This is a genomic window from Methanocorpusculum sp. (assembly GCF_030655665.1).
GTDB lineage: Archaea > Halobacteriota > Methanomicrobia > Methanomicrobiales > Methanocorpusculaceae > Methanocorpusculum.
This window is the reverse complement of the sequence record NZ_JAUSPQ010000007.1, coordinates 169,658-190,401: the sequence shown is the minus strand read 5'-3', so window position 1 is coordinate 190,401 and position 20,744 is coordinate 169,658. Positions and strand designations below refer to the sequence as shown.

The following is a 20,744-nucleotide window of genomic DNA, read 5'->3' as shown; positions in this document are numbered from 1 at the left end:
GCCGAAGTTTTCTGCGATGACGGCGAGTGCCTCATCCCAGGTTGCTGGTACTTGTTTTCCGTTCTTTTTCACGAGCGGAGTCTTTAACCGGTCGGGTGAGTTGATGAACTCAAAGCCGAATACACCTTTCGGACAGAGTTTCCCCTCATTGACCGGAGAGCGCTGACACGGCTGGGCATCAATAATTTTGCCATCCTTCACGACAAGGTTGAAGGAGCAGCCAGTCCCGCAATACGGGCATGTTGTTGTTACGTACTTTATTTCCATGGATAAACCTCGGATATTATTGATGTCTATTTTCGTGATATATAATGGTGTCTCCTCGTGACATTTTTTTGATTATTTTCAGTGGGTTTGTGGTGTGCTTGAAATTGCTGGTGTTAATTTTATTAGATTTATATTGTAGAAAATGAATATTTCTCGTTTAATGCGGCGCGCGAAAGGTAAGCGGCAATATATGTTGTGATCTCCCCAAAAATTTCTTATTCGCTCTTAATGATTACTTACTCAATCCAAAAAGACTATACTGTAATCCACACAACAGATAATGCAATAAGTTATATAGACTTACAATTCAGGAGATAATTATGAGCGATCAACCCGAAGAATGCGATGGTCACTGTGATGGATGTTCACAGAAGACCGATACCTGTCAGAAACCTAAAAAAGCTGATATCAGTGTAAGACATGTGATACTGGTTCTCTCAGGAAAGGGTGGTGTTGGAAAGAGTACGGTTTCCGTCAACCTTGCTTACGCCCTTTCGAACCATGGATATCAGACCGGTCTTCTTGATCTGGATATTCACGGTCCAAGCATCGGTAAGATGCTCGGCATTGAAGATCTTCGGCTTCAGGCGATCGGCAACAAGATCATGCCGGTCAAAGTTACCGGCTCTCTGAAAGTAATTTCCATGGCACTTCTTTTAAATGAGACAGACAGCCCGGTTGTATGGCGTGGACCGATGAAGGCCGCCGCGATCCAGCAGTTCCTGGGTGATGTTGAATGGGGCGATCTTGATTACCTCGTCGTCGATCTCCCGCCGGGAACCGGTGACGAAGCATTAAATATTGTGCAGTTCGCACCAAACGTCGAAGGAGCCGTTATTGTAACCACCCCGCAGGATGTTGCAGTTTTGGATTCCACCAAAGCAATAAAGTTCGTTGAGATGATGGATCTTCCTGTTCTTGGTATTATCGAAAACATGTCCGGCATGGTGTGTCCGCACTGTGGCGAGGTTGTTGATCTCTTTGGGAAAGGCGGAGGAGAAAAAGCTGCCACTCAATACAATGTACCCTATCTTGGCGCCATCCCAATCGATATCGAGATGAGAAAAGCCGGCGATGAAGGAAAACCGTTCCTCATCAGAAAACCCGGCGAGACCAACCCGACCTGGGATGCGGTTGACAAAGTCATGGAGAACCTCATCACCGAGGTAGAAAAACGCGACGTATAACATGAACGTTCTCATCGCCGAATATACCTCAGTTCACGATCCGGTTCTCGCTCCTGAGGGAAAAGCCATGGTTTCTGCTCTGAAAAAGAGTTTTGAAACCTTAGGGCATTCAGTTGTGATGCCGTCCGGAAGCGATTTTGATTCAGAGATCGCCCGTCTGGCTCCAGATTGTGCTTACGGTCTGGTCATTGCTCCGGATGAATATCTCGCAAAATATACGCATACACTTGAGCTTGCTACGCATAATATTGGCTCTGACAGTACGTCCATTGCCGTCTGTGCGAGCAAACGTCTTTCAGGGAAACTTCTTGCGAAGGTCGGCATTGATGTGCCGGCTGAAGTTCCAGCTGATTATCCCGGCAAGCGTGTCATCAAACCAGTCAAAGGAGCTGGCTCGGTCGGCGTTCGCATTGCAAAAGACGGAGAACTTCCCGGAGCGGGTGAGATGTCTGTTGAGTATCTCGAAGGAGATCATTATAGTGTAAGTATCGTTGGCAGCAGGGTTGTTGGAGAAGCCTGCGGATTTTACAGCGGCCTCCCTCCGGTTTTTCTGACAATCAACCGTCAGTTCTGCGAGGTAGGGACGGATGGTAACTTTGTCTACAAAGGCGGCGAAACGCCAGTTCATCCGCCACGTGAGGCCGAGATGATCGAGGTCGCCAAAAAAGCGATCGAAACTCTTGGCGGTCAGGGGTATGTTGGTCTTGACATGGTTGTCGGCGAAAAGATCTGGGTAGTTGACGTAAATCCCCGGCCGACAATGAGTCTCCTTGGGATCGTGCATGTTATCGAAGAGGAAATCGCCGATGTTCTTCTGAAAGCAACGGTCGGTTTACCTCCTGAATGCATCCACTATAACGGCAAAACCGCAAAATTCGATGATGTAGGCGGGGTAACTGTAGAGTGATCGGTATTGACGTCGGAGGTGCCAACCTCAAAATCGTTGACGAACACGGCGTCCACATTCACTATTGTCCGCTCTGGAAGGAATCTGATCTGGCAGAGATCGTCAGTGCCTATGCATCTGCCGACAATGCTGCTGTCGTAATGAGTGGAGAACTTGCCGATGGTTTTTTCAATAAAACCGAAGGTATCTCATTCATTGTCGATGCCGTCAGGCAAACATTTCCTGACGCTGTTTTTTACGGGACCGATGCAAAATTCCATACCCAAGCATGTCCGGAACTTGCAGCTGCAAACTGGCTTGCCTCTGTCGATCTTCTTCGAAGAACTTATCCGAATGGAATGATGCTGGATATCGGCAGTACAACCGCAGATATCGTCCCTTTTGCCCGGTTTGATAAACTTATCAATTTGACCGATACTCTTCGTCTTCAGGCGGGATATCTCGTTTATACTGGAATGCTTAGAACACCGGTCGCTACTCTTGCAAATTCTGCGGAGATCGACGGGGTCAAGACCCCGTTCTCTACCGAATATTTTGCCTGTTCAGGGGACGCCCATTTTGTTCTTGGACACATCGGTTCCGATGAATATTCATCCGCCACACCTGACGGAAAAGAAGTTTCACGCGATGCCTGCCTTAGACGTCTTGCCCGAACTGTCTGTGCTGATCTGGAAGAGATTGGGGAACAGGGTGCTGTAAAAATTGCCGAAGCCTTCTGGACTGCTCAAAAGAATCTTGTCTGCAGTGCAGTGGAAAAAGCTGGAAAGGATGCACGAGCCGATGTCATCCTTGTCGGCGGTATCGGTTCTCCGACCTTTGCTCCGCTTGTCGGCGGTATCGATCTTACGGCTGCACTGGGAATCCCTGCAGATGCTTTACCGGCATATGCCGTACGAGAGATAGCGGGTTTTTCTCAGATATAAAAAATCGTTTGAACGATATTTGTTTTTTGGAACTCTAATTTTTCTTTTTGAGTTTTTTCTGTTTTTGGAACTCTGCTGAAGTTCCTTTTCCATCCGTCGGTACCTTGTAGGAAGCCGGGTAACCACTTGATGCCAGGATTTCCTGGGATGAGATAGATCCTTTCGGTCCCGAAATCTCTTTTGTCATAAGGGAGATGAATGAATTTGGCAGCTGCATACCGTACAGAAAATTTGCCTGAGGAATTGCCAGATCCGATAATGCATAATTCCGGACCGAACCCCGGTCGATTTCAATTCCCAGTGCTTTCATGATCTCAGCGGTGTGAGAGTAGGAATGGAGCCTTGACAGAGAAATTGCCATATCCACGATCGCAGAACCTAGTCTGGTATCCGGATAGAACGGTTCTTGTGCGTAAATGAGGTTCCCACACTTTTTACATTTGAATCTCCGGATGTTGACCGTGATTCTTTTCCGTCCCATTGGGGTTCTCAACGTCACATAGAGTTTTTTCTTGGTATCATATGGCTGGGGTTTTCCACCGCAGATTGGGCAAGGTTTTGCTGTAGCAAAAAGCGTCTCGTCTAGTGAGGAAATACCGACCAATACCGTGGTCATGAGAAGGGATGGGATCTTAACCTGATGACGGGTCATATGTGTGATTAGTAGTGGGTAAGAAGATGTAATCAATCCTCTGACCTGAATCAGCGTTATCTTCATAATCTCCCCCCTCCCATTTCTTACTCAGATGAAAATAAAAGGCATAACCGTCAGGCTACCTCCCCTCCTCCTTGCTGCAACCATTTTTTTTGCAGTTATGTGTGCAATGACCTACGGTTCCAGCAAAGATCTTATCTATCTATATATAGGTCTCCCACTTTGTGCTCTTCTCATAGGTCTTCCTCTCTGGCTTTCCTATCTGAATGAGAAACAGGTTCTTCGTGAAGCCCCGCAGTACCGCAGTCACGCAAAACTTGTCAGAGCCCGTCAGCTCTCTCCGGCGATGAGAGGAAGTGTCGTGCTTATAGAAGGAAAAATTCTGAAAGTCACCGGGCTCATGATGAACAAACCCTCCTATCTGATTCAGGATACGACTGGTCAGGTCGTTGCTAAACGTTTTGCCCTGCCTGATCCGCTTGTCGGGGTCGGAGCAGATGTTGAGGTACTTGGCCGTGTTTTTGGCAAAGCTACCAATGCCGGGTCCCTCTACATCAATGTTCTCACCATAAAACCGATCTCAACGTTTCGGAACGTCGAGGAGGATGTACAATCCGAACCGGAAAAGTTCCGGATTAAGAAACTCAATTAATATCTTACTCCCCATTATGATTATGCATAAAGACGCGTTCATAGATCTTCTGGAAAAAATTGCTCCGCCGATGCTGGCTGAGGATTTTGATGAAGGTCGCATTGGTCTGATCGTTGACGGAACCGACAGGATCGAAAAGGTGGGATGTGCTCTGGATGCCACACCTTATGTCTGCGAGCGTGCTGCAGAGGAACGGTTCGATGCACTTGTGGTTCACCATCCGGCATTCTGGAATGCGATGCACGGAGTTACCGGGAGAAATGTTGATATTCTTCGTCCATTACTCCGGAATAATATCAACCTCTATGCCATGCATACTAATTTTGATCATGCTCAAGGAGGAATAAACGATGTTCTTGCACAGGAGATCGGGCTCAACGATTGGGTAAGAATGGAGAAGACCCCTGCCTCTATTGGTGTTGTTGGAACCATGTCGAAAAGTTTTGCTGAGATTTCCCATATTCTCGGCTGCGGTCTTCGCGTATGGGGTGATGTGTCCGATGTCACGAAACTTGCGGTTGCCGGAGGTTCGGCGTTCGATCCTGAATTGATTCTGGAGGCTGTTTCTCTCGGGGCAGAAGCCTACATGGCATCCGAATTAAAGTATAATATTGCCCGTGAATCACCCATTCCCTGTATAGAAGCTACTCATTATGCTCTCGAAGCTCCCGGTATGCGTGTGCTTGCAAAAACCCATGGCTGGGAGTTCATTGAAGATATTCCGGTCACTTCAATCATCCAATGATCCATCCGTTCCAGATCCTCAAAACAGAAGGTGAACTCAATGATGTTGTGCGTACGGCATTCATTGATGCATACGGAAAGCGGGGGCTGGAAGCAGTTGATGCCGTAAGAGAAAAACGGGTAAAAAAGTATCGGGATTATTTTGTTGTTGTCGGGAACACAGATGAATACTTTGTTGAAGGCTCGTTTTGCAGTTGTAATGCCCTGCTTTACGGGAAAGAATGCTGGCATACTCTAGCCGTCCAAATCGCGGTTGAGCTCGGGATGTATGAAACCTATAATCTCTGGTATTACAAAAACGGTGTTGATGAGGATGAACCCGAGTATGAATAATTTTCCCAAAACCAATTTTTAAAATGCCTTGGCTCCAATCTAATAGGCATGCCCTCAATACTCGTAACCTGTTACAGCAGGACCGGTAAAACCAAAATCCTTGCTGAATCGATTGGCAAGGGAGCAAAAGAGGTGGATGGGATTGATGTCGATGTTCTCGCATTTAATCGTGTGAGTGCGAGCGATCTTGTTCGTTATGATGGAATAATTCTTGGTTCCCCGGTGTATTTCGGGGGTGTGGCTGCGGAATTGAAAGAGTTTATTGATGACACCACCTTTGTGCGCGGCAAACTTGTTGGAAAAGTCGGTGCTGCATTCACCACAGCCGGGGACCGGACCGGGGGAAAAGAAACCGCGATCCTATCGATCGTTCAGGCAATGCTGATCCACGGCATGATCGTTGTTGGCGATCCGATCTCTCCCGAAGCAAACAACGATGAACACAACGGCGGGCATTACGGACTAGCTGCTGACGGTCAGCTAACTGAGAACGATCTTCGTCAGGCTGAGCATTTCGGGCGTTACGTGGCTACTGTTGTCTCGCGGATGTGTTAATTAATATCCACGATCATATTTTTCAATTCACTGCACGCTTTGTATGCGGTGTTGTCCATCGAAAGCGGGGTGACCGAAACTTGATTATTCCTGAGTGCCGTCACATCTGAATGCTCTTCCGGGATGTAGAGAGGTGTTCCATTGATCCAGTAGTAAGGTTTGCCTCTCGGGTCGATCCTTTGTTCGACCGAGGTTTCGAATATTCGTTCTCCAAGGACGGTCACCTCATATCCCTCTATTTTTTCAGCTGGGATATTGATATTGATCAGCTGACTTTTTGCGGGGAAACCTTTTTCCAGAAATAGTTTGGTGAGCTTCGTGACGACCTCTTTGCTCTGGGTGAAATCTGTAGTGTGGGACCGGGGATCTGCAAATTTATTTCCCTGATCACTCATTTGGAGTGAGTATGCGAGGGCAGGGACCCCCTGATTGACCGCTTCCATCGCAGCACCCACCGTGCCGGAGGTCGTGATCGATTCAAACGAGATATTTTCTCCAAGATTGATACCGGATACTACAAGGTTTGGCCTGAGTCCGAGTCCATACAGTCCAAGGAGGAGTGCATCTGTCGGCCGCCCCTCGACTGAGTATGCCTGAGTTCCATGCATCGTTAACTCATTCATCCTGATCGGTTCGAAGATGGAGATCGATCTGCCTACTGCACTTTGCTGGGTTGCCGGCGCGACGACCGTAACATCAGCGAATAGTGATAGGGCGTCATACGCGGCCCAAAGACCCCCGGAGTTGATTCCGTCATCATTCGTTAAGAGTATTTTTGGTCGGGGCATGCTTGTCAGATACGTTTCATTGGTGAGGTATTACCCTTTTGGGTTTGGGAGACATCGATCACAGGGAGAAATCCCGTATAACCTGACATATGTATTGATCCGGCATTTCGTAATCTATATATCAGGATACAGCATTCTTGTAATGCATATTTGCTGCGGTGGCCTAGCTGGTTAGGGCGCGGGACTCATAATCCCGAGATCGGGGGTTCGGATCCCTCTCGCAGCACTGTTTTTTTCGAATTATCTGTCGTAATTTTTCAGGATGTCAACCGTCTTTTCTACTCTCGTCTCAAAATGAACGCTGTCCATAAAATATCTGACCATGCACACGTTTTTTGCACCTGCATCCAGAACACTGGTGAGATTTTCTCCATTGATGCCTCCGATTGCAACGACCGGAATATCTCCGGCCAATTCTACTGCCTCAGCGATGATTTCTGTTCCGGTGACGGGGTCGGGTATTTTCTTAGTGGGGGTCTGAAATACCGGTCCAAATCCGATATAATCAGGTTTTAGCCTTACGGCCTCTTTTACCTGTTTCAGATTATGGGTCGAGAGTCCAAATTCACTAACCTTTTCGCCGCATATCTTTTTTGCATCTGTTATGCTGATATCTTCCTGGCCCAGATGAAGGCAGTCCGCACCACAGAGATATGCAAGGTCGGCCCTGTCATTCAGCACAAACCGAGTTTCAGTTCCGTTTGTTACACTCATGATTTCACCAGCAGCCTGCAGAATATCTCTGTCGCTTAATTCTTTTTCTCTCAACTGGAGATATTTCACATTATACTTAACCGCAGTTTCGGCGATTTTTTTATAGGGAAAAAAAGGTTTTGTGATTATCAGGTAGAGCCCGAAATCATTTTTTGTCATTTTAACTCTTCAATAATCTGTTTCGCAACTTTTTCTCCTGAAAGAAGCATTCCTCCAAATATTGGTCCCATACGCGGGGATCCAAATACTCCGTTTGCTGCCATACCGCAGACATAGAGCCCCGGATAAATCTCTTTGGTATTTAGCACTGTTTCTGTCTCACCCTCAGCGGCATTTAGAGAACGCTCGCCACAGACTTTTCCAGTCGGCGTATTGAGAGTGACATTATTCTTTTTTGCAACTGTTTCTGAAATCATGCAGGGATGTCCAGTTGCATCTACCACAATCTTTGCTCTGAATGAAAGAGGGTCTACATGAAGTCCTTCTCTTACAACAGGACCCCAGTTCACAACAACTCCTGACACTCTATTGTCCTTAAATACCACATCTTCTACGCTCATACCGTTGTGAATTAGGACACCTCTCTTTGCTGCCCTATATATCAGGGCAGAGGTTGCCAGAACACTGTCGCATATGACGAGATTATCGTTGTATCGTTCATAGGGAATCTCAAGTTCATCCAAAATATATACAGCTTCATTCTGAATCGCAACTGATGAAAACAGCATGGCTCCGCCCCACATACCGCCGCCCGGAGCAAGTTTGCTCTCAAACATAGAGACTTTAAAGCCTGCTTCTGCAATTTTTAGTGCGGCAATAAGCCCTGACGGCCCTGTTCCTACAATTGCCACATCGAAACAAAGATTATTCTGTAGTCTTAAAAACCAGGAATCTGTGATTGCTTTGGTTACTTCCAAATCCATTCTGTTATCCTCCCTGAATCTAGGCGGATAATGCACAGGCAAATATAGGAAAACGACTCCCTACGCCGGCATTACCCGGATCAGGTTATATGGGTATAATCTCAGCCGTTGCAGTCAGATTTAGATCTGCAACAGCACCCCAATATCATGTCTGTGTTCATGACATAAGGAATGTTCGTAATTCGGATGAGAAAAATGGATCAATTAGTTTGCATGTTATCTGATGCATAGAGGATTGATATATCTCCTGTCCTTGTTTATCGGTTATGTTGCCGGTTCCACTGTCCCGTATTTGGAAATTATTGGAGTAAAATCATTTTACTCAGCCACAAGGATTAATCGTCTAGACTTTCCATATTTATCAAACGGAGGTGCGCTTCACCATGAAAACAATACTTTACTACTTTACCGGAACGGGTAATTCACTCGCTGTGGCTAAAGCAATATCCACCCGACTCCCTGAAACCGAACTCGCCCCCATCCCTAAACTCATGCTCATCGGCGAGAAGGTCACTGTTCCCGATGATGTAAACGTCGGAATAGTTTACCCGCTTTATGCCATGGGTCTCCCCAAAATCGTTGTAAATTTTTTCGCGCTTCTTGATCTCTCACATGCAGGATATGTTTTCTCTGTTGTTACCGAAGGAGGAAAAAGCGGTTCGCCGACAAAACAGATCGCTGCTCTGTGCGAGAAAAGCGGGCACAAACTTAACGCAGCCTGGTGGATCCAGATGCCCGATAACTATATCCCCTTCAGCGCTCCGCCGGAGAAGTCCGTTGAGAAGACCATCCGGGAAAACGCGCTTCGTAAAGTGGCAGTTATTGTGGAGGATATCAAAGAACGCCGGGGTTCTATCGTGGGATTCACTGTGATCGGCAGCATCATGAGGCTTATGTATGGCCCCTTCATCAGAAACATACACAACTTCGACAAAAAATTTGTCGTCAGCCCTTCGTGTAACGGTTGTCAAATCTGCGTTAGGATATGTCCGGTAAACAATATCCACCCCCTTCCTCACGGAAAAAAAGAGTGGCTCCATACCTGCGAGGGTTGCCTTGCCTGCCTTCAGTTCTGCCCTGTTGAAGCATTGTCCTGTGGTGGAAAAACTGCCAATCGTCAGCGGTATCATCACGCAAATGCGACCGTAGCAGACATGCTTGAACAGAAAGGAATCTCTGAAACAAAATAATCTCTCTTTTTTCATACATATGAACGTGTATATATTCATTGAACGTAAATATTAGTTCAGTATGAAACTCCCCAAATACGACATCAACAAATACGATCCAAAACGTATGATGGCAATACCTGCCGTCCTTTTTGGTATCGCTCTGGTGATCGTCGGCATAACGTTTGCATTGACAGGAATGCCTGTCACACCCGGTATTGATTTCGCCGGTGGAACAGCGGTTACCATTCATACGGATGATACCAAAGAAGAAATTGTCGCTTTTTACAATGGATATGATTTGAAATCCGTTGACGAAGGTATTGGCTCGGGAGGGTATTACCTTAAGTTTGGTCCGATGTCCAATGAGGACATGATGACGTTTAACGATTATACTCTTTCGAAATATCCTGAGGCGAGCATTGATCAGATAGGTGCAAACTTTGGAGCAACCCTCCAGTCCCAGGCGATGTGGGCGATTTTGTTCGCCTTCATCGGGATGGCAGTGGTGGTTTTCATTGCGTTCAGAAAAATCGTCCCTGCCCTTACGGTGGTTTGTGCTGGTGTGGCTGATATCACCATAACCGCCGCGGTAATGAACATCCTTGGAATTGAATTATCCCTTGCGACGACCGCCGCTCTTCTGATGCTTATCGGTTACTCTGTTGACAGCAACATCCTGCTGACAACGAAAGTCCTTAAGCGTCAGGGAAAGCTTGAGGAAAAAATGGAGGGCGCGTTTCGGACAGGTATCATTATGACTACCACGACCCTTGCCGCAATCGTTGCCATGTTCCTTGTTGCATTTATCGGTCAGGTTCCCATGCTGTATTCTATTGCAGCCGTCCTGATCATTGGTCTTATCTGTGATATTATTTTTACCTGGGGCTTCAATGCCGGAGTTCTCCGCATGTATCTGTCCGGGTCGGAAAAATCCCAGGCAACGCCAAAACAACCTAAAAAGGATAACAGAGGTGCGAAACAATGAGTTCCAAAAAAAGCCCTGCCCCGAAAAAAGCGAAGAAGGAGTACACCGGCTGGAGTGCTGTGATTCGTGACCCACGGGTGATTCTTGTACTTGTACTGGTGGCTCTTTCACTTGCGGCGATCTTTGTTCCGTTTGGTGACCGTGAAGGTTTTACGAATCTGCAGTTCGGTCTCGATCTGGATGGAGGTTCATGGATACAACTGGAGCTCCAGTCCGAAGTCGTCACCATTGGTCAGGGTGCTGATGTTAACGTAGTAGCGGAAAGTGTGGGAAAAACACTTGACTGTACTGTTGTTCCTATCAGTCTGACCAAGATCGAAGTTCAGAAATCTGCGACCGTAGATGAACTTCGTGCCGCAGTTGAGGCTGCAGGTGCCACATATGTTGGGTCAAATCCAGGAGTTGGTACTGATACGGCAGATACGATTAAGCGTATTCTCGAATCCAAGTTAAACAGTCTTGGAACGAGTGATGTGAAGGTCAACACGCTCACGAATATGGATGGTGTTACCCAATTTGTCCGCATTGAGATGGCGGGCGTAGATCTGCAAACAGCTCAGGAACTTGTCGGGACACAGGGTCTCTTCGAGCTTCGTATCGTTACGACCGGAAATGAAACGGCTCATGTCTTATATGGTGACTCGGTCGTTTCGGTCCAGACTCCGACCCAGAACCCTGCTGGCTCTAACAACTGGGGTGTAGCATTCGGTATTGATAATGCCGGTGCAGAAGCACTTCAGCAGGCCTGCATCTATTATGGTGCAACCACGAACCCGACTGCCCACGAACTGGAAATGTATCTTGATGGTAATCTCGTGTACAGTGCACCACTCTCATCTGATCTTGCATCTTCGATCGCTAAGAATCCGGTGAACAGTCTGTATGCCGGAACCGGTTCCGGGGATGAAGGTAAAGCACAGGCACAGGAACTTGAGATCCATCTCCGTGCCGGTGCTCTTCCGGTTCAGGTTCAAATCGCCGGGTCCGGTTCAACTTCGGCGGTCCTTGGAGACTACTTCAAAGTTGTCTGTCTGATAGCAGCAATTGCTGCTCTTGCGGCAGTTGCTTTGATGGTCTACCTCAGATACCGTACTCCTGAGATCGTTCTCCCGATGATCGCCACGAATGTTTCCGAGATCATCATTCTTCTCGGTATTGCCGTTTTCATCCAGCAGCTGGATATTGCGGCCATCGCGGCGTTGATCGCGGTTCTCGGAACGGGTATAGATCAGTTGGTCATCATTACAGACGAGGTCATGCATGAAGGTCGTGTCCCGTCTCAGGCACTATATCTCAAACGCCTGAAACGTGCTCTTGTTATTATCATGACTTCAGCAGCCACGGTTATCATCGCCATGTTCCCGCTGATCATCATGGATCTTTCCACCTTGAAGGGATTTGCGATCATCAGTATCCTTGGTATCCTGATCGGTGTTCTCCTCACCCGCCCTGCATATGGTAAGGTTGTGATGGAGATCATGGCAAAATAATTTTTTTTATTTTTATTGAGTGTTTTTCTGATTTTTGATTGACGTAACCAAATTCTGTAGTTTGGACATGATTTCCTGGCGGCCTGCAATCTTTACCATGACTGTTTTGTCTGTGATGACTGGATCTGATTGGATGTTCGCAGTTGATTTGTCAGAGAGAATCGTAATGATCCAGTCCAGCGCTTTGTCATGACTTGTAATACCCCCATGCTCTGCTTCTACTTTGAGTAAACGCTCATTCCCCTGTGTGTCCTTTCCAAGAGTTTCGAGATATCCATACATAGTTGCTGACTCCTCCGGAACACATCCGTCACCTGCGTGATCGTATATTATGTGAGTAATCCCGGGATCCGATGGAGCATCCGAGAATATCAGTGACCGTATCGTCTGATGATTTATGCCGACGGCAAAGTATGATCTATCCATTGTGGTGATTATCCGGCTGTCATTTATCAGTCTGAGGGCATGTCCATCACCAAAGATCTTTCTCAGAATGATCTCATATTGATTCCCGGTCAGCGGTTTGTAGACATTCTGTCCTGCGTCTTTGGTAAAACCGGCGGGTGTGTAATACGGCTCTCCCTCTGAAAACGTGTTTTCCGTCGCTTGTATGTCATCACTTATTGGAATGTTTTCTGTATACAGATATACCGGGTGCAGGTCGTCATATGCATTCGTTGGGATCAGCTCTGCTGTCGAAGGAAAACTTATCCGCACCTCTTTCGAAAGTTTAGTTACTGCTTCAAGCCACCCTGCCGGGACGTATGTCAGCTCCCCGGTCAAAGCTGTGTTTATTGTATCGGGCGTTCCTTCATACGGGGTTGCGACCATTATGATTTTCCTGATGTGCTCCTCACCATATGTTTCCAGATATGTTGAAACGACCAGCCCGCCGAGACTGTGTGCTACCAGGTCAACTTTAGACCCGCCGGTCTTTTGCAGGATATTCTGAATCTGCTGATGTAACAAATCTGAGGAATCAGATTTTAACTGACGGAAATCATAGGAAAAAAAGTATACTCCCCTATCTGGAAACTCATCACAGAGGCGGTCTACTATTTTTTTATATGGATATTCGAATGGGCCCATCACCCCGTACTCGCGCTCATGTTCGGTTAACGTTACCTGATCGATCCCATTATTTTTCACCATCAAGGTATTCCGCATATTCATCCTCTCTCCAAGTTTTGTGAGTTTCAGAGAATACTCCATCCAGACGATGTTGCCTTCAGAATCGTATAATCGGCTCCCCATGATGCCAGGTATAAATATAACTGGATTTTTTCTCTCCTGGGTTTTTGTCTCAGCCATAAACGTGGTTGTACATAACATAAGGACGAATAATGCTATGACGGCTCCAAGTCTCATACATGTTTGTAGTGGGTTACCGTGGGTAATGAACATATCTTCTGTAACGACATATATTGTTCTTGCTAAAATATATTGTTATTTTTAATTATTGCCATATATTTTTTAAATTGAATATATATTATAAAAAATATAAATTGTCATCATTGATTAATCTTATTATCTATCCTGTAGACATGTATAATGGTACAAAATCATGAAGGCTGTCTTAGGACTTGAAGATGGGACAATCATCACTGGAACCGGCTTTGGCGTTGAAGGTTCTGCTTCCGGTGAATTGGTTGTCACCCTTGTATCCTCAGGATACATGGAAGCCCTTAGTGACCCGAGTGTATCCGGACAACTACTTATGTTCGGTTATCCACTTGTCGGAAACTACGGAGCAAATAAAGATCAGCTCCAGCATGACAAAGTTCACGCTGCGGGAACAATTGTGCGTGAACTCTGCGTTCATCCAAAACATCAGCCAACCCTTGGCGAATTCTTTGAGGATAACGGTCTCATGGGCATCGAAGGTGTTGACACCCGGATGCTCACCATCAAACTGCGTGAACAGGGAGTTATGCGTGCTGCCCTTATCACCGGCTCTGATGACGGATACAAAGCCGTCAACATGGCGCAGGCTGCTCCAATCCAGGAAACCCGCGAACTTATTCCAGGTGTAACCTGTCCGGCTCCATATCACATCGAAGGAAAGGGCAAAAAAATTGCCGTCCTTGATCTTGGATGCAGAAAATCAGTATTCACCAGCCTGAAAAACCGCGGTGCAGATATCTATGTCTACCCCTACGGAACGCCGGCCGATGTGATCCTTGCTGACAAACCGAGTGCCCTTTTCCTAACGAATGGGCCGGGTTATCCGTTTGCCGCACCAAAAGCAATCTCCTGTGTGAAAGATATCCTTGGAACCATCCCGGTACACGGAATCTGCATGGGTTCGGAAATCATCGCTGCAGCTCTAGGAGGTCAGGTCGAAAAACTCAGACTTGGTCACAGAGGAGCAAGTCAGCCTGTTAAATTCTCTGACGGAACGGTTGCCGTAACTTTCCAGGGACACGGATACGCCGTAGTCGCCGACAGTCTCCCAGAAGGCTGTGAAGTAAACTGTATTAATGCAAACGACGGTACGGTCGAAGGATTCGTCAACAACGACCTTGGCGTGTACTGTGTACAGTTCCACCCGGAACACGATGGAATTTACGACGGCGTGGAAAAACCAATTTACGATATCATGTACAGAGGAATCCCTGATGCCTAAAAACCTTTCACTTAAAAAAGTCCTCCTCATTGGATCAGGACCTATCCAGATCGGACAGGCTGCCGAATTTGACTATGCAGGAACTCAGGCATGTAAAGCTGTTCGTGAAGAAGGGATCGAAGTTGTCTTAGTCAACTCCAATCCTGCAACGATCCAGACCGATCCGGAAACCGCCGATAAAGTCTACGTTGAACCTCTTAAAGCAGAAATCATCGCAGAAATCATCAAAAAGGAAAAACCTGACGGCATTCTCTCAGGGATGGGCGGTCAGACCGGTCTGAACCTTACAGCCGAACTCTATGAAATGGGGGCTCTTGAAGGCGTCCAGATTCTTGGAACCCCGCTCGAAGCTATCTATCATGGTGAAGATCGTGATCTCTTCAAGAAATTGATGATCGAGATCGGCGAGCCGATCCCAAGGAGTTTCATCTTAACCAAGATCGAACAGCTTGATGAAGCATTCGAAGAAGTCGGTCTTCCCGCAATCATTCGTCCGGCATACACACTTGGCGGAGCCGGCGGAGGAGTTGCTAACACCAAAGAAGAACTCAGAAATATCGTAGAACATGGTCTGACAAAGTCGCGTGTCCACCAGGTCCTGATCGAGGAATCGGTCAAAGGCTGGAACGAGATCGAGTTTGAAGTCATGCGTGATGCGGCAGATACCTGTATCATCATCTGCGGTATGGAAAACGTAGACCCGATGGGTATCCACACCGGAGAATCGATTGTCGTTGCTCCGATCCTTACTCTCACCTCTGACGAGTTCGGCATCATGCGGCGTGCTGCAATCAAAATCATCCGTGCACTCAACGTCCAGGGTGGATGTAATATTCAGTTCGCCTTCAATAACGGTGACTACCGGGTCATTGAAGTCAACCCGCGTGTCTCGCGTTCATCGGCTCTTGCCTCCAAAGCAACTGGTTATCCGATCGCCCGTGTGGCAGCAAAAGTGGCCATCGGTCTGCATCTTGACGAGATCAAGAACACGGTCACGGGATGTACACCTGCATGTTTCGAGCCGGCTGTCGATTATGTCGTGGTCAAAGTTTCCAGGTGGCCTTTTGACAAGTTCAAGACCGCTGACCGGACCCTTACCACATCGATGAAAAGTACCGGCGAGGTCATGGCGATCGGCCGTACCGTTGAAGAAGGATTCAAGAAAGCTCTCCGCTCGCTTGATACGGATATCTACCGGCACACCGACTTAAATGAGATCAGGATGATCCTCTCCCGTCCGACCGATGAGAGATTCCCCACACTCTTTGATGCTTTCCGCCTTGGAATGACCGTCAAAGAAGTTTACGATCTCACTCAGATCGAGCCGTTCTTCTTAGAAAAGATCCAGAATGTCGTGGACATTGAGCTTGAGCTCCGTGACCACCCGACAGAAGATCTTGTCAAGACCTCCAAGAAATTCGGTTTCTCCAACGCCGAGATCCGTGAACTTACCGGCTGGAACATCTACAAGATCGAAAGCCTTGTTGGTCTGCCGACCTACAAGATGGTCGACACCTGCTCGGCAGAGTTCCCCGCAAAAACTCCCTACTACTACTCCACGTGGGAACAGGAGTGCGAACTTACTCAGTCCGACAAGAAAAAGGTCCTCATCCTTGGTTCCGGTGCAATTCGTATCGGTCAGGGAATCGAGTTCGATTACTGTACTGTTCACGCAGTCAAGTCCCTGCGTGAAGAAGGGATTGAGGTCCATATCTTAAACAATAACCCCGAAACGGTCTCAACCGACTTCGACACCTCGGACCGCCTGTACTTTGAACCCATGCAGCTTGAGGATGTTGTCAACATCCTCCGAAAAGGCGACTATGACGGTGTTATGGTACAGTTCGGCGGTCAGAACTCCGTAAACTTAGCCATCCCAATTCAGGAAGAAATCAAACTCTTCGGCTTGAAGACGAAAGTTCTCGGAACAAGTCCCGAAAATATGGATGTTGCTGAAGACCGAAACCGGTTCAGCGTCCTTCTGGAAAACAACAACATTCCCTCACCGGCAAACGGCTCTGCTTACTCCGAAAAGGAAGCCTATGCGATCGCCAACAAGATCGGATATCCTGTCCTTGTAAGACCAAGCTACGTCCTCGGCGGCCGGGCAATGGAACTTGTTCACGATGAACTCGAACTTCAGACCTACATCAAAGAAGCAGTGCGTGTTTCCAACACCCACCCAGTCCTGATCGACAGATATCTTGACAATGCAACGGAACTGGATGTGGACGCAGTTTGTGATGGAACAGACGTTCTCATTGGCGGTGTGATGGAACACATCGAAGAAGCCGGTGTTCACTCCGGAGACTCCGCATGTGTTATCCCGACCCAGACCCTTACCCCTGAACAGATCGCAACGGTCAAAGACTACACAAGAAAGATCGCTCTTTCCCTCGGTGTTATCGGTCTGATCAACATCCAGTATGCTCTGCACAAAGGAAAGGTCTATGTCCTTGAGGCAAATCCCCGGGCCAGCAGGACCGTTCCGTTTGTCGCAAAAGCAACCGGTATTCCTCTTGCAAAGATCGCAGCAAAACTGATGATCGGCAAGAAACTTGCAGATCTCGGGTACGAGGAAAAAGAGATCAAACATGTTGCAGTAAAAGAAGTTCTTCTTCCGTTCTCCAGACTCCCGGGTGTCGATCCGATCCTCGGTCCGGAGATGAAGAGTACTGGTGAAGTCATCGGTATCGATTACGACTTCGGCAGAGCATTCTACAAGGCAAGTCAGGCAGCTGACAACACCATCCCGCTGAAAGGAAATGTCTTCATCTCGGTAACAAATACCCAGAAGATGGAAATATTACCCATCGCTCAGAAACTCCACGATCTCGGTTTCTCACTCTACGGTACCGAAGGCACAGTGAAGTTCCTTGGCCAGAATGATATCCCGATGAACCTTGTTAGAAAGGTTCAGGAAGGTTCTCCAAACATCCTGGATATGATCCGGGCACTGGATGTTCATTTACTCATCAACACACCCGGCGATAAAAATGCACGGGCAGATCATCTGCAGATCATGCGGGCAAGTATCGATTACTCGATCCCGTATATCACGACGATCTTCGGGGCTGAAGCTGCGGTACAGGCAATAGAGTCGATGAAGACTAACAAGGTCACCATCGAACCGCTGAGCCACTACATCGGTTAATAACCCTTACTCATTTCCCTTTTTTGCCCGGTGATCAGCACAAAGACTGTCGCAAATACTGACAGGAGAAGGCAAAGGCCAAATCCGGTCTGATATCCGGCTAAGGTAATAACGATCCCGCATACAAGCGGACCCGAGGCATGCCCGATATCCATGATCGAGGAGAGGGCGCCGAGTGATGCTCCCAGTTCATTTTTTTCTGCTGTATCTGCAGCATAAACGTTCGTCGCGACGGTCGAAAGGGACATGCCTATCCCAAAAACACAGCTGAGGGCAAGCAGTATCCAAAAATCCGCAGCCAGACCCATGGCTCCAAGGGATACTCCAGTAATAAGCATACCCACGGCGATTTGTTTTTGTGGATCTCCGCTGTCTGCCCGTTTGCCAAACAAAGGCTTCGTCAGAGCAATGACCACGACCTGCACGGCAAAAATGATCCCTGTCTGCCATGCGGGAACGCCGGTGAAAAGAAGATAGACTGGTAAAAATGTTTCAAACGTTCCAAAGCAGAAGTAGGTAATCATCTCAGCGATGGATGCTGCACGCAGACCTTTGTTCGAAAGAAAAGTCTTCAGACTCTTTGTGAAATCGGCAATGGTTATCTTCTTGACACTGCCGTTTGTATCATGGAAGAAAAGTATCAGAATAAATACCGGAATGGCAGCACAAAACGCTGCAAGATACACCATATGATATGCAGTATATCCCGGTGCAAGGGCAAACAGCGTGAGGATAAACCCTCCTACCAGAGGGGCGGCAGTCCTGCCGACGAGCGTGGCTGAACTGTACGTTCCCATCATCACTCCTTTTCTGCTCCCGAATTTTTCAGCGATTATCGCTCCGATCACCGGTCCAAGAATCGCGGTCGCCAATCCATGAAAGAATCTGACGGGTATGAGAAAGATCGGATCTGTTATCAGAAGATAGAGTAACGGGGCAATGAGAAATACGCATCCCGATGCAATGAGGAGTTTTCTTCGACCAAGCTTGTCTGATATCACTCCTATTGGAAAACTGAACAAAATTCCGGCGAGAGGAGAAACGGCGGCAATCAGTCCCAGATATGCGTCATTTGCTCCAAGGGATTCTGTAAATAAGGGGAGCACCGGGTTTTTCGCGATCGTTGTCGAGAATATCGCAAAACAGCCGATTATGCAAAAGTAGATGATGAACTTTTTTTGTACACTCTCTTCTGACATTTGTGTTGATATTCGACGTGATTTGATAAAGGGTTTGAGTATTCACCGACACACATAATACAACGCCCGCCCAAAAATGAATTATGTGTTCAGCAGGCGGACCTGTCGATGTTGACCTCAATGACCCCTTAAAGGGCAGAGGTAAGAAGTATAAATGTAATGATTGCGGGGCGACGTTTACGGGAATCGGCAAACACCCGATGTGCCCGACCTGCCAGTCAGAAGACGTTACCGAGATGTAACTTGAATGACCGGTGATCTTCGCGTTCCATTGAGAGGTGACCAGCCGGTCATCATCCGTGGAATCTCTTCTTTTCTTGTAATTTCCAAAGCCTTCGAAAAATTCCCTCTTCTGATCGAGACCGACACGGACGAGATTGTCCAGGGTGTGTACCCGGGCGATCTGATCATCGTGTCAGCGCCGGAAGGCGGTGAAGTTCTTCCCGCTCTTTATCTTCTTGAGATGGTCCGGACATATCATCTGCCGGTCATCGCTCTTCCAAAAACACATCCGGCAGGAAAGCGCCTTTCCTATGTCGTTTCGGCCGCAGAAAAAATCGAAATGCGGTGTGACATAAAACGCGGGACCCATCCCGAGCAGCATCTCCTCTGTTCTGCTGATGAGTTCACCGGCATGATGCTTTTTGCAGACGGGGATGACCTTGTCATCGAAAACCCGCGACCCGGGATCTCCATCTCCCATGTTCAGTGGGATCCTGCATTCACCGAAAATGAATGAATGTGAACTCAGGTTTCCACTGTCATTATTCTTGAGACATACGTGGTTCCGCCTCGGCGAAGTTTTCTGAGATACTGTGCGTATCTCTAAAAAAAAGAGTTTATCCGTATTTAACGGATAAGGGCTGCTGCACGGTCTGCTGCTGAGCTGACCGACTCGGACTTGATGATCTCGATTCTGCGAATCGGGAAGATCGGCTTGCATGCGGCAAACATCTTCTTGGAAAGATCGCCTTTCAGCATAGCGGAAACAAAGGATTCAAAGTCTGACTCTTTTGCGGCGTCTTCAACGACCTTCACCATCATTGAACGAAGTTCCTGGACCTGGCCAAGTCTTGCGTGGTTGATAGTGAATGCAGTGATAGTGACCTGAAGTTCGCGGGTGCTGCCAAGAGGAGTGACCGTGATCGTGCTGTCGACACGGGTGGCTCTTTTCTTTACCATTGCACGAACGAACTCTTTTGTCATCTCATGACCGTTGAACTGGGTGTATGCTGCATCTCCTGCAACGGTCATGATCTTAAAGGATGTACGAACATTCTGTTTGGAATAGTCCTGGATCAGTTCGCCCAGACTAACCGTCATTACACGACCCGGAACATTTTCCGGATTTGAAGAGATGATCTCTCCAATGAACTGCTTACCGAGGAACTCCGGTGCATGAACTTTATACCAGTTCTTTGCTTTCCAGCCCTCGATTTTGCGTCCACCACTCTGCTTTTTTCTTGCCAT

The 20,744-nt window shown here is 47.5% G+C and carries 22 protein-coding genes, 1 tRNA gene and 1 riboswitch; of the genes, 15 read left to right on the top strand and 8 right to left on the bottom strand.

The genetic code is table 11. The features are described from left to right. The coding region (locus Q7J08_RS06100) for a molybdopterin-dependent oxidoreductase (protein ID WP_304910803.1) at positions 1 to 267 on the bottom strand (267 nt) is incomplete at its 3' end. A gap of 320 nt (positions 268 to 587) precedes the next feature. On the opposite strand from Q7J08_RS06100, the gene Q7J08_RS06095 reads away from it, so the two are divergent. Genes Q7J08_RS06095 through Q7J08_RS06085 form a run of 3 tightly spaced genes read left to right on the top strand, consistent with a single transcriptional unit; the run spans position 588 to position 3,284 of the window. After that, a complete protein-coding gene (locus Q7J08_RS06095) occupies positions 588 to 1,454 on the top strand; it encodes an Mrp/NBP35 family ATP-binding protein (RefSeq protein ID WP_304910802.1) in 867 nt (288 codons plus the stop codon). A gap of 1 nt (position 1,455) precedes the next feature. After that, positions 1,456 to 2,361 (top strand): ATP-grasp domain-containing protein, encoded by a 906-nt coding sequence (locus Q7J08_RS06090; RefSeq protein ID WP_304910801.1) that lies wholly within the window; start codon positions 1,456 to 1,458, stop codon positions 2,359 to 2,361. After that, positions 2,358 to 3,284, top strand: coding sequence for a hydantoinase/oxoprolinase family protein (locus Q7J08_RS06085; protein ID WP_304910800.1), 927 nt, complete (start codon positions 2,358 to 2,360; stop codon positions 3,282 to 3,284). Before Q7J08_RS06090 ends, Q7J08_RS06085 begins: the two co-directional genes overlap by 4 nt. Before the next feature lie 34 nt (positions 3,285 to 3,318). On the opposite strand, the gene Q7J08_RS06080 is transcribed toward Q7J08_RS06085, so the two are convergent. Continuing rightward, positions 3,319 to 3,936 carry a hypothetical protein gene (locus Q7J08_RS06080; RefSeq protein WP_304910799.1) on the bottom strand — a complete coding sequence of 206 codons (618 nt, stop codon included), beginning with the start codon at positions 3,934 to 3,936 and terminating at the stop codon, positions 3,319 to 3,321. Between the two features lie 94 nt (positions 3,937 to 4,030). Here Q7J08_RS06080 and Q7J08_RS06075 point away from each other — a divergent pair, with 94 nt between their 5' ends. Genes Q7J08_RS06075 through Q7J08_RS06060 form a run of 4 tightly spaced genes read left to right on the top strand, consistent with a single transcriptional unit; the run spans position 4,031 to position 6,223 of the window. Next, the gene (locus Q7J08_RS06075) at positions 4,031 to 4,591 is read left to right on the top strand and encodes a hypothetical protein (RefSeq protein WP_304910798.1); all 561 of its coding nucleotides are present in this window, start codon (positions 4,031 to 4,033) and stop codon (positions 4,589 to 4,591) included. Positions 4,592 to 4,607: 16 nt separating this feature from the next. Then, a complete protein-coding gene (locus Q7J08_RS06070; protein WP_370651237.1) occupies positions 4,608 to 5,336 on the top strand; it encodes a Nif3-like dinuclear metal center hexameric protein in 729 nt (242 codons plus the stop codon). Continuing rightward, the gene (locus Q7J08_RS06065) at positions 5,333 to 5,668 is read left to right on the top strand and encodes a hypothetical protein (protein WP_304910797.1); all 336 of its coding nucleotides are present in this window, start codon (positions 5,333 to 5,335) and stop codon (positions 5,666 to 5,668) included. Before Q7J08_RS06070 ends, Q7J08_RS06065 begins: the two co-directional genes overlap by 4 nt. Positions 5,669 to 5,716: 48 nt before the next feature. Next, positions 5,717 to 6,223 (top strand): flavodoxin family protein, encoded by a 507-nt coding sequence (locus Q7J08_RS06060; RefSeq protein WP_304910796.1) that lies wholly within the window; start codon positions 5,717 to 5,719, stop codon positions 6,221 to 6,223. Here Q7J08_RS06060 and surE read toward each other — a convergent pair. After that, entirely contained in the window at positions 6,220 to 7,011 is a 792-nt protein-coding gene (gene surE, locus Q7J08_RS06055; protein WP_304910795.1) for a 5'/3'-nucleotidase SurE, read from the bottom strand. The genes Q7J08_RS06060 and surE overlap by 4 nt on opposite strands. Positions 7,012 to 7,163: 152 nt before the next feature. Here surE and Q7J08_RS06050 point away from each other — a divergent pair. After that, positions 7,164 to 7,237, top strand: a tRNA-Met gene (locus Q7J08_RS06050). A 14-nt stretch (positions 7,238 to 7,251) separates the two neighbouring features. On the opposite strand, the gene thiE is transcribed toward Q7J08_RS06050, so the two are convergent. Then, positions 7,252 to 7,884, bottom strand: a complete 633-nt coding sequence (gene thiE, locus Q7J08_RS06045) for a thiamine phosphate synthase (protein WP_304910794.1) — start codon at positions 7,882 to 7,884, stop codon at positions 7,252 to 7,254. Further along, complete coding sequence (locus tag Q7J08_RS06040) at positions 7,881 to 8,648, bottom strand: sulfide-dependent adenosine diphosphate thiazole synthase (RefSeq protein WP_304910793.1); 768 nt, start codon at positions 8,646 to 8,648, stop codon at positions 7,881 to 7,883. The genes thiE and Q7J08_RS06040 overlap by 4 nt, the downstream gene beginning before the upstream one ends. Positions 8,649 to 8,688: 40 nt before the next feature. Then, a riboswitch (TPP riboswitch) is annotated at positions 8,689 to 8,800 on the bottom strand. 231 nt (positions 8,801 to 9,031) lie between these two features. Between Q7J08_RS06040 and Q7J08_RS06035 the strand changes: the two genes are divergently transcribed. The 3 genes from Q7J08_RS06035 (at position 9,032) to Q7J08_RS06025 (ending at position 12,295) form a co-directional block, all read left to right on the top strand. After that, on the top strand, positions 9,032 to 9,838 hold the full coding sequence (locus Q7J08_RS06035; protein ID WP_304910792.1) for an EFR1 family ferrodoxin: 807 nt from the start codon (positions 9,032 to 9,034) through the stop codon (positions 9,836 to 9,838). Positions 9,839 to 9,899: 61 nt separating this feature from the next. Then, the gene (locus Q7J08_RS06030; RefSeq protein ID WP_304910791.1) at positions 9,900 to 10,805 is read left to right on the top strand and encodes a protein translocase subunit SecF; all 906 of its coding nucleotides are present in this window, start codon (positions 9,900 to 9,902) and stop codon (positions 10,803 to 10,805) included. Then, a complete protein-coding gene (locus Q7J08_RS06025) occupies positions 10,802 to 12,295 on the top strand; it encodes a preprotein translocase subunit SecD (protein WP_304910790.1) in 1,494 nt (497 codons plus the stop codon). The genes Q7J08_RS06030 and Q7J08_RS06025 overlap by 4 nt, the downstream gene beginning before the upstream one ends. 12 nt (positions 12,296 to 12,307) lie before the next feature. Here the strand turns inward: Q7J08_RS06025 and Q7J08_RS06020 are convergent, their stop codons facing one another. Further along, positions 12,308 to 13,384 carry a lipase family alpha/beta hydrolase gene (locus Q7J08_RS06020; protein ID WP_370651239.1) on the bottom strand — a complete coding sequence of 359 codons (1,077 nt, stop codon included), beginning with the start codon at positions 13,382 to 13,384 and terminating at the stop codon, positions 12,308 to 12,310. A 475-nt stretch (positions 13,385 to 13,859) separates the two neighbouring features. Here Q7J08_RS06020 and Q7J08_RS06015 point away from each other — a divergent pair, with 475 nt between their 5' ends. Continuing rightward, the gene (locus Q7J08_RS06015) at positions 13,860 to 14,921 is read left to right on the top strand and encodes a carbamoyl phosphate synthase small subunit (protein WP_304910788.1); all 1,062 of its coding nucleotides are present in this window, start codon (positions 13,860 to 13,862) and stop codon (positions 14,919 to 14,921) included. Beyond that, on the top strand, positions 14,914 to 18,075 hold the full coding sequence (carB, locus tag Q7J08_RS06010; RefSeq protein ID WP_304910787.1) for a carbamoyl-phosphate synthase large subunit: 3,162 nt from the start codon (positions 14,914 to 14,916) through the stop codon (positions 18,073 to 18,075). Before Q7J08_RS06015 ends, carB begins: the two co-directional genes overlap by 8 nt. Here the strand turns inward: carB and Q7J08_RS06005 are convergent. After that, a complete protein-coding gene (locus Q7J08_RS06005) occupies positions 18,072 to 19,274 on the bottom strand; it encodes an MFS transporter (protein ID WP_304910786.1) in 1,203 nt (400 codons plus the stop codon). The genes carB and Q7J08_RS06005 overlap by 4 nt on opposite strands. A gap of 83 nt (positions 19,275 to 19,357) precedes the next feature. Between Q7J08_RS06005 and Q7J08_RS06000 the strand changes: the two genes are divergently transcribed. After that, positions 19,358 to 19,516 (top strand): hypothetical protein, encoded by a 159-nt coding sequence (locus tag Q7J08_RS06000; RefSeq protein WP_304910785.1) that lies wholly within the window; start codon positions 19,358 to 19,360, stop codon positions 19,514 to 19,516. Positions 19,517 to 19,521: 5 nt separating this feature from the next. Further along, positions 19,522 to 20,013 carry an alpha/beta hydrolase gene (locus tag Q7J08_RS05995; protein WP_304910784.1) on the top strand — a complete coding sequence of 164 codons (492 nt, stop codon included), beginning with the start codon at positions 19,522 to 19,524 and terminating at the stop codon, positions 20,011 to 20,013. A 110-nt stretch (positions 20,014 to 20,123) separates the two neighbouring features. Here the strand turns inward: Q7J08_RS05995 and Q7J08_RS05990 are convergent, their stop codons facing one another. Next, positions 20,124 to 20,744, bottom strand: a complete 621-nt coding sequence (locus Q7J08_RS05990; protein ID WP_304910783.1) for a 30S ribosomal protein S3ae — start codon at positions 20,742 to 20,744, stop codon at positions 20,124 to 20,126.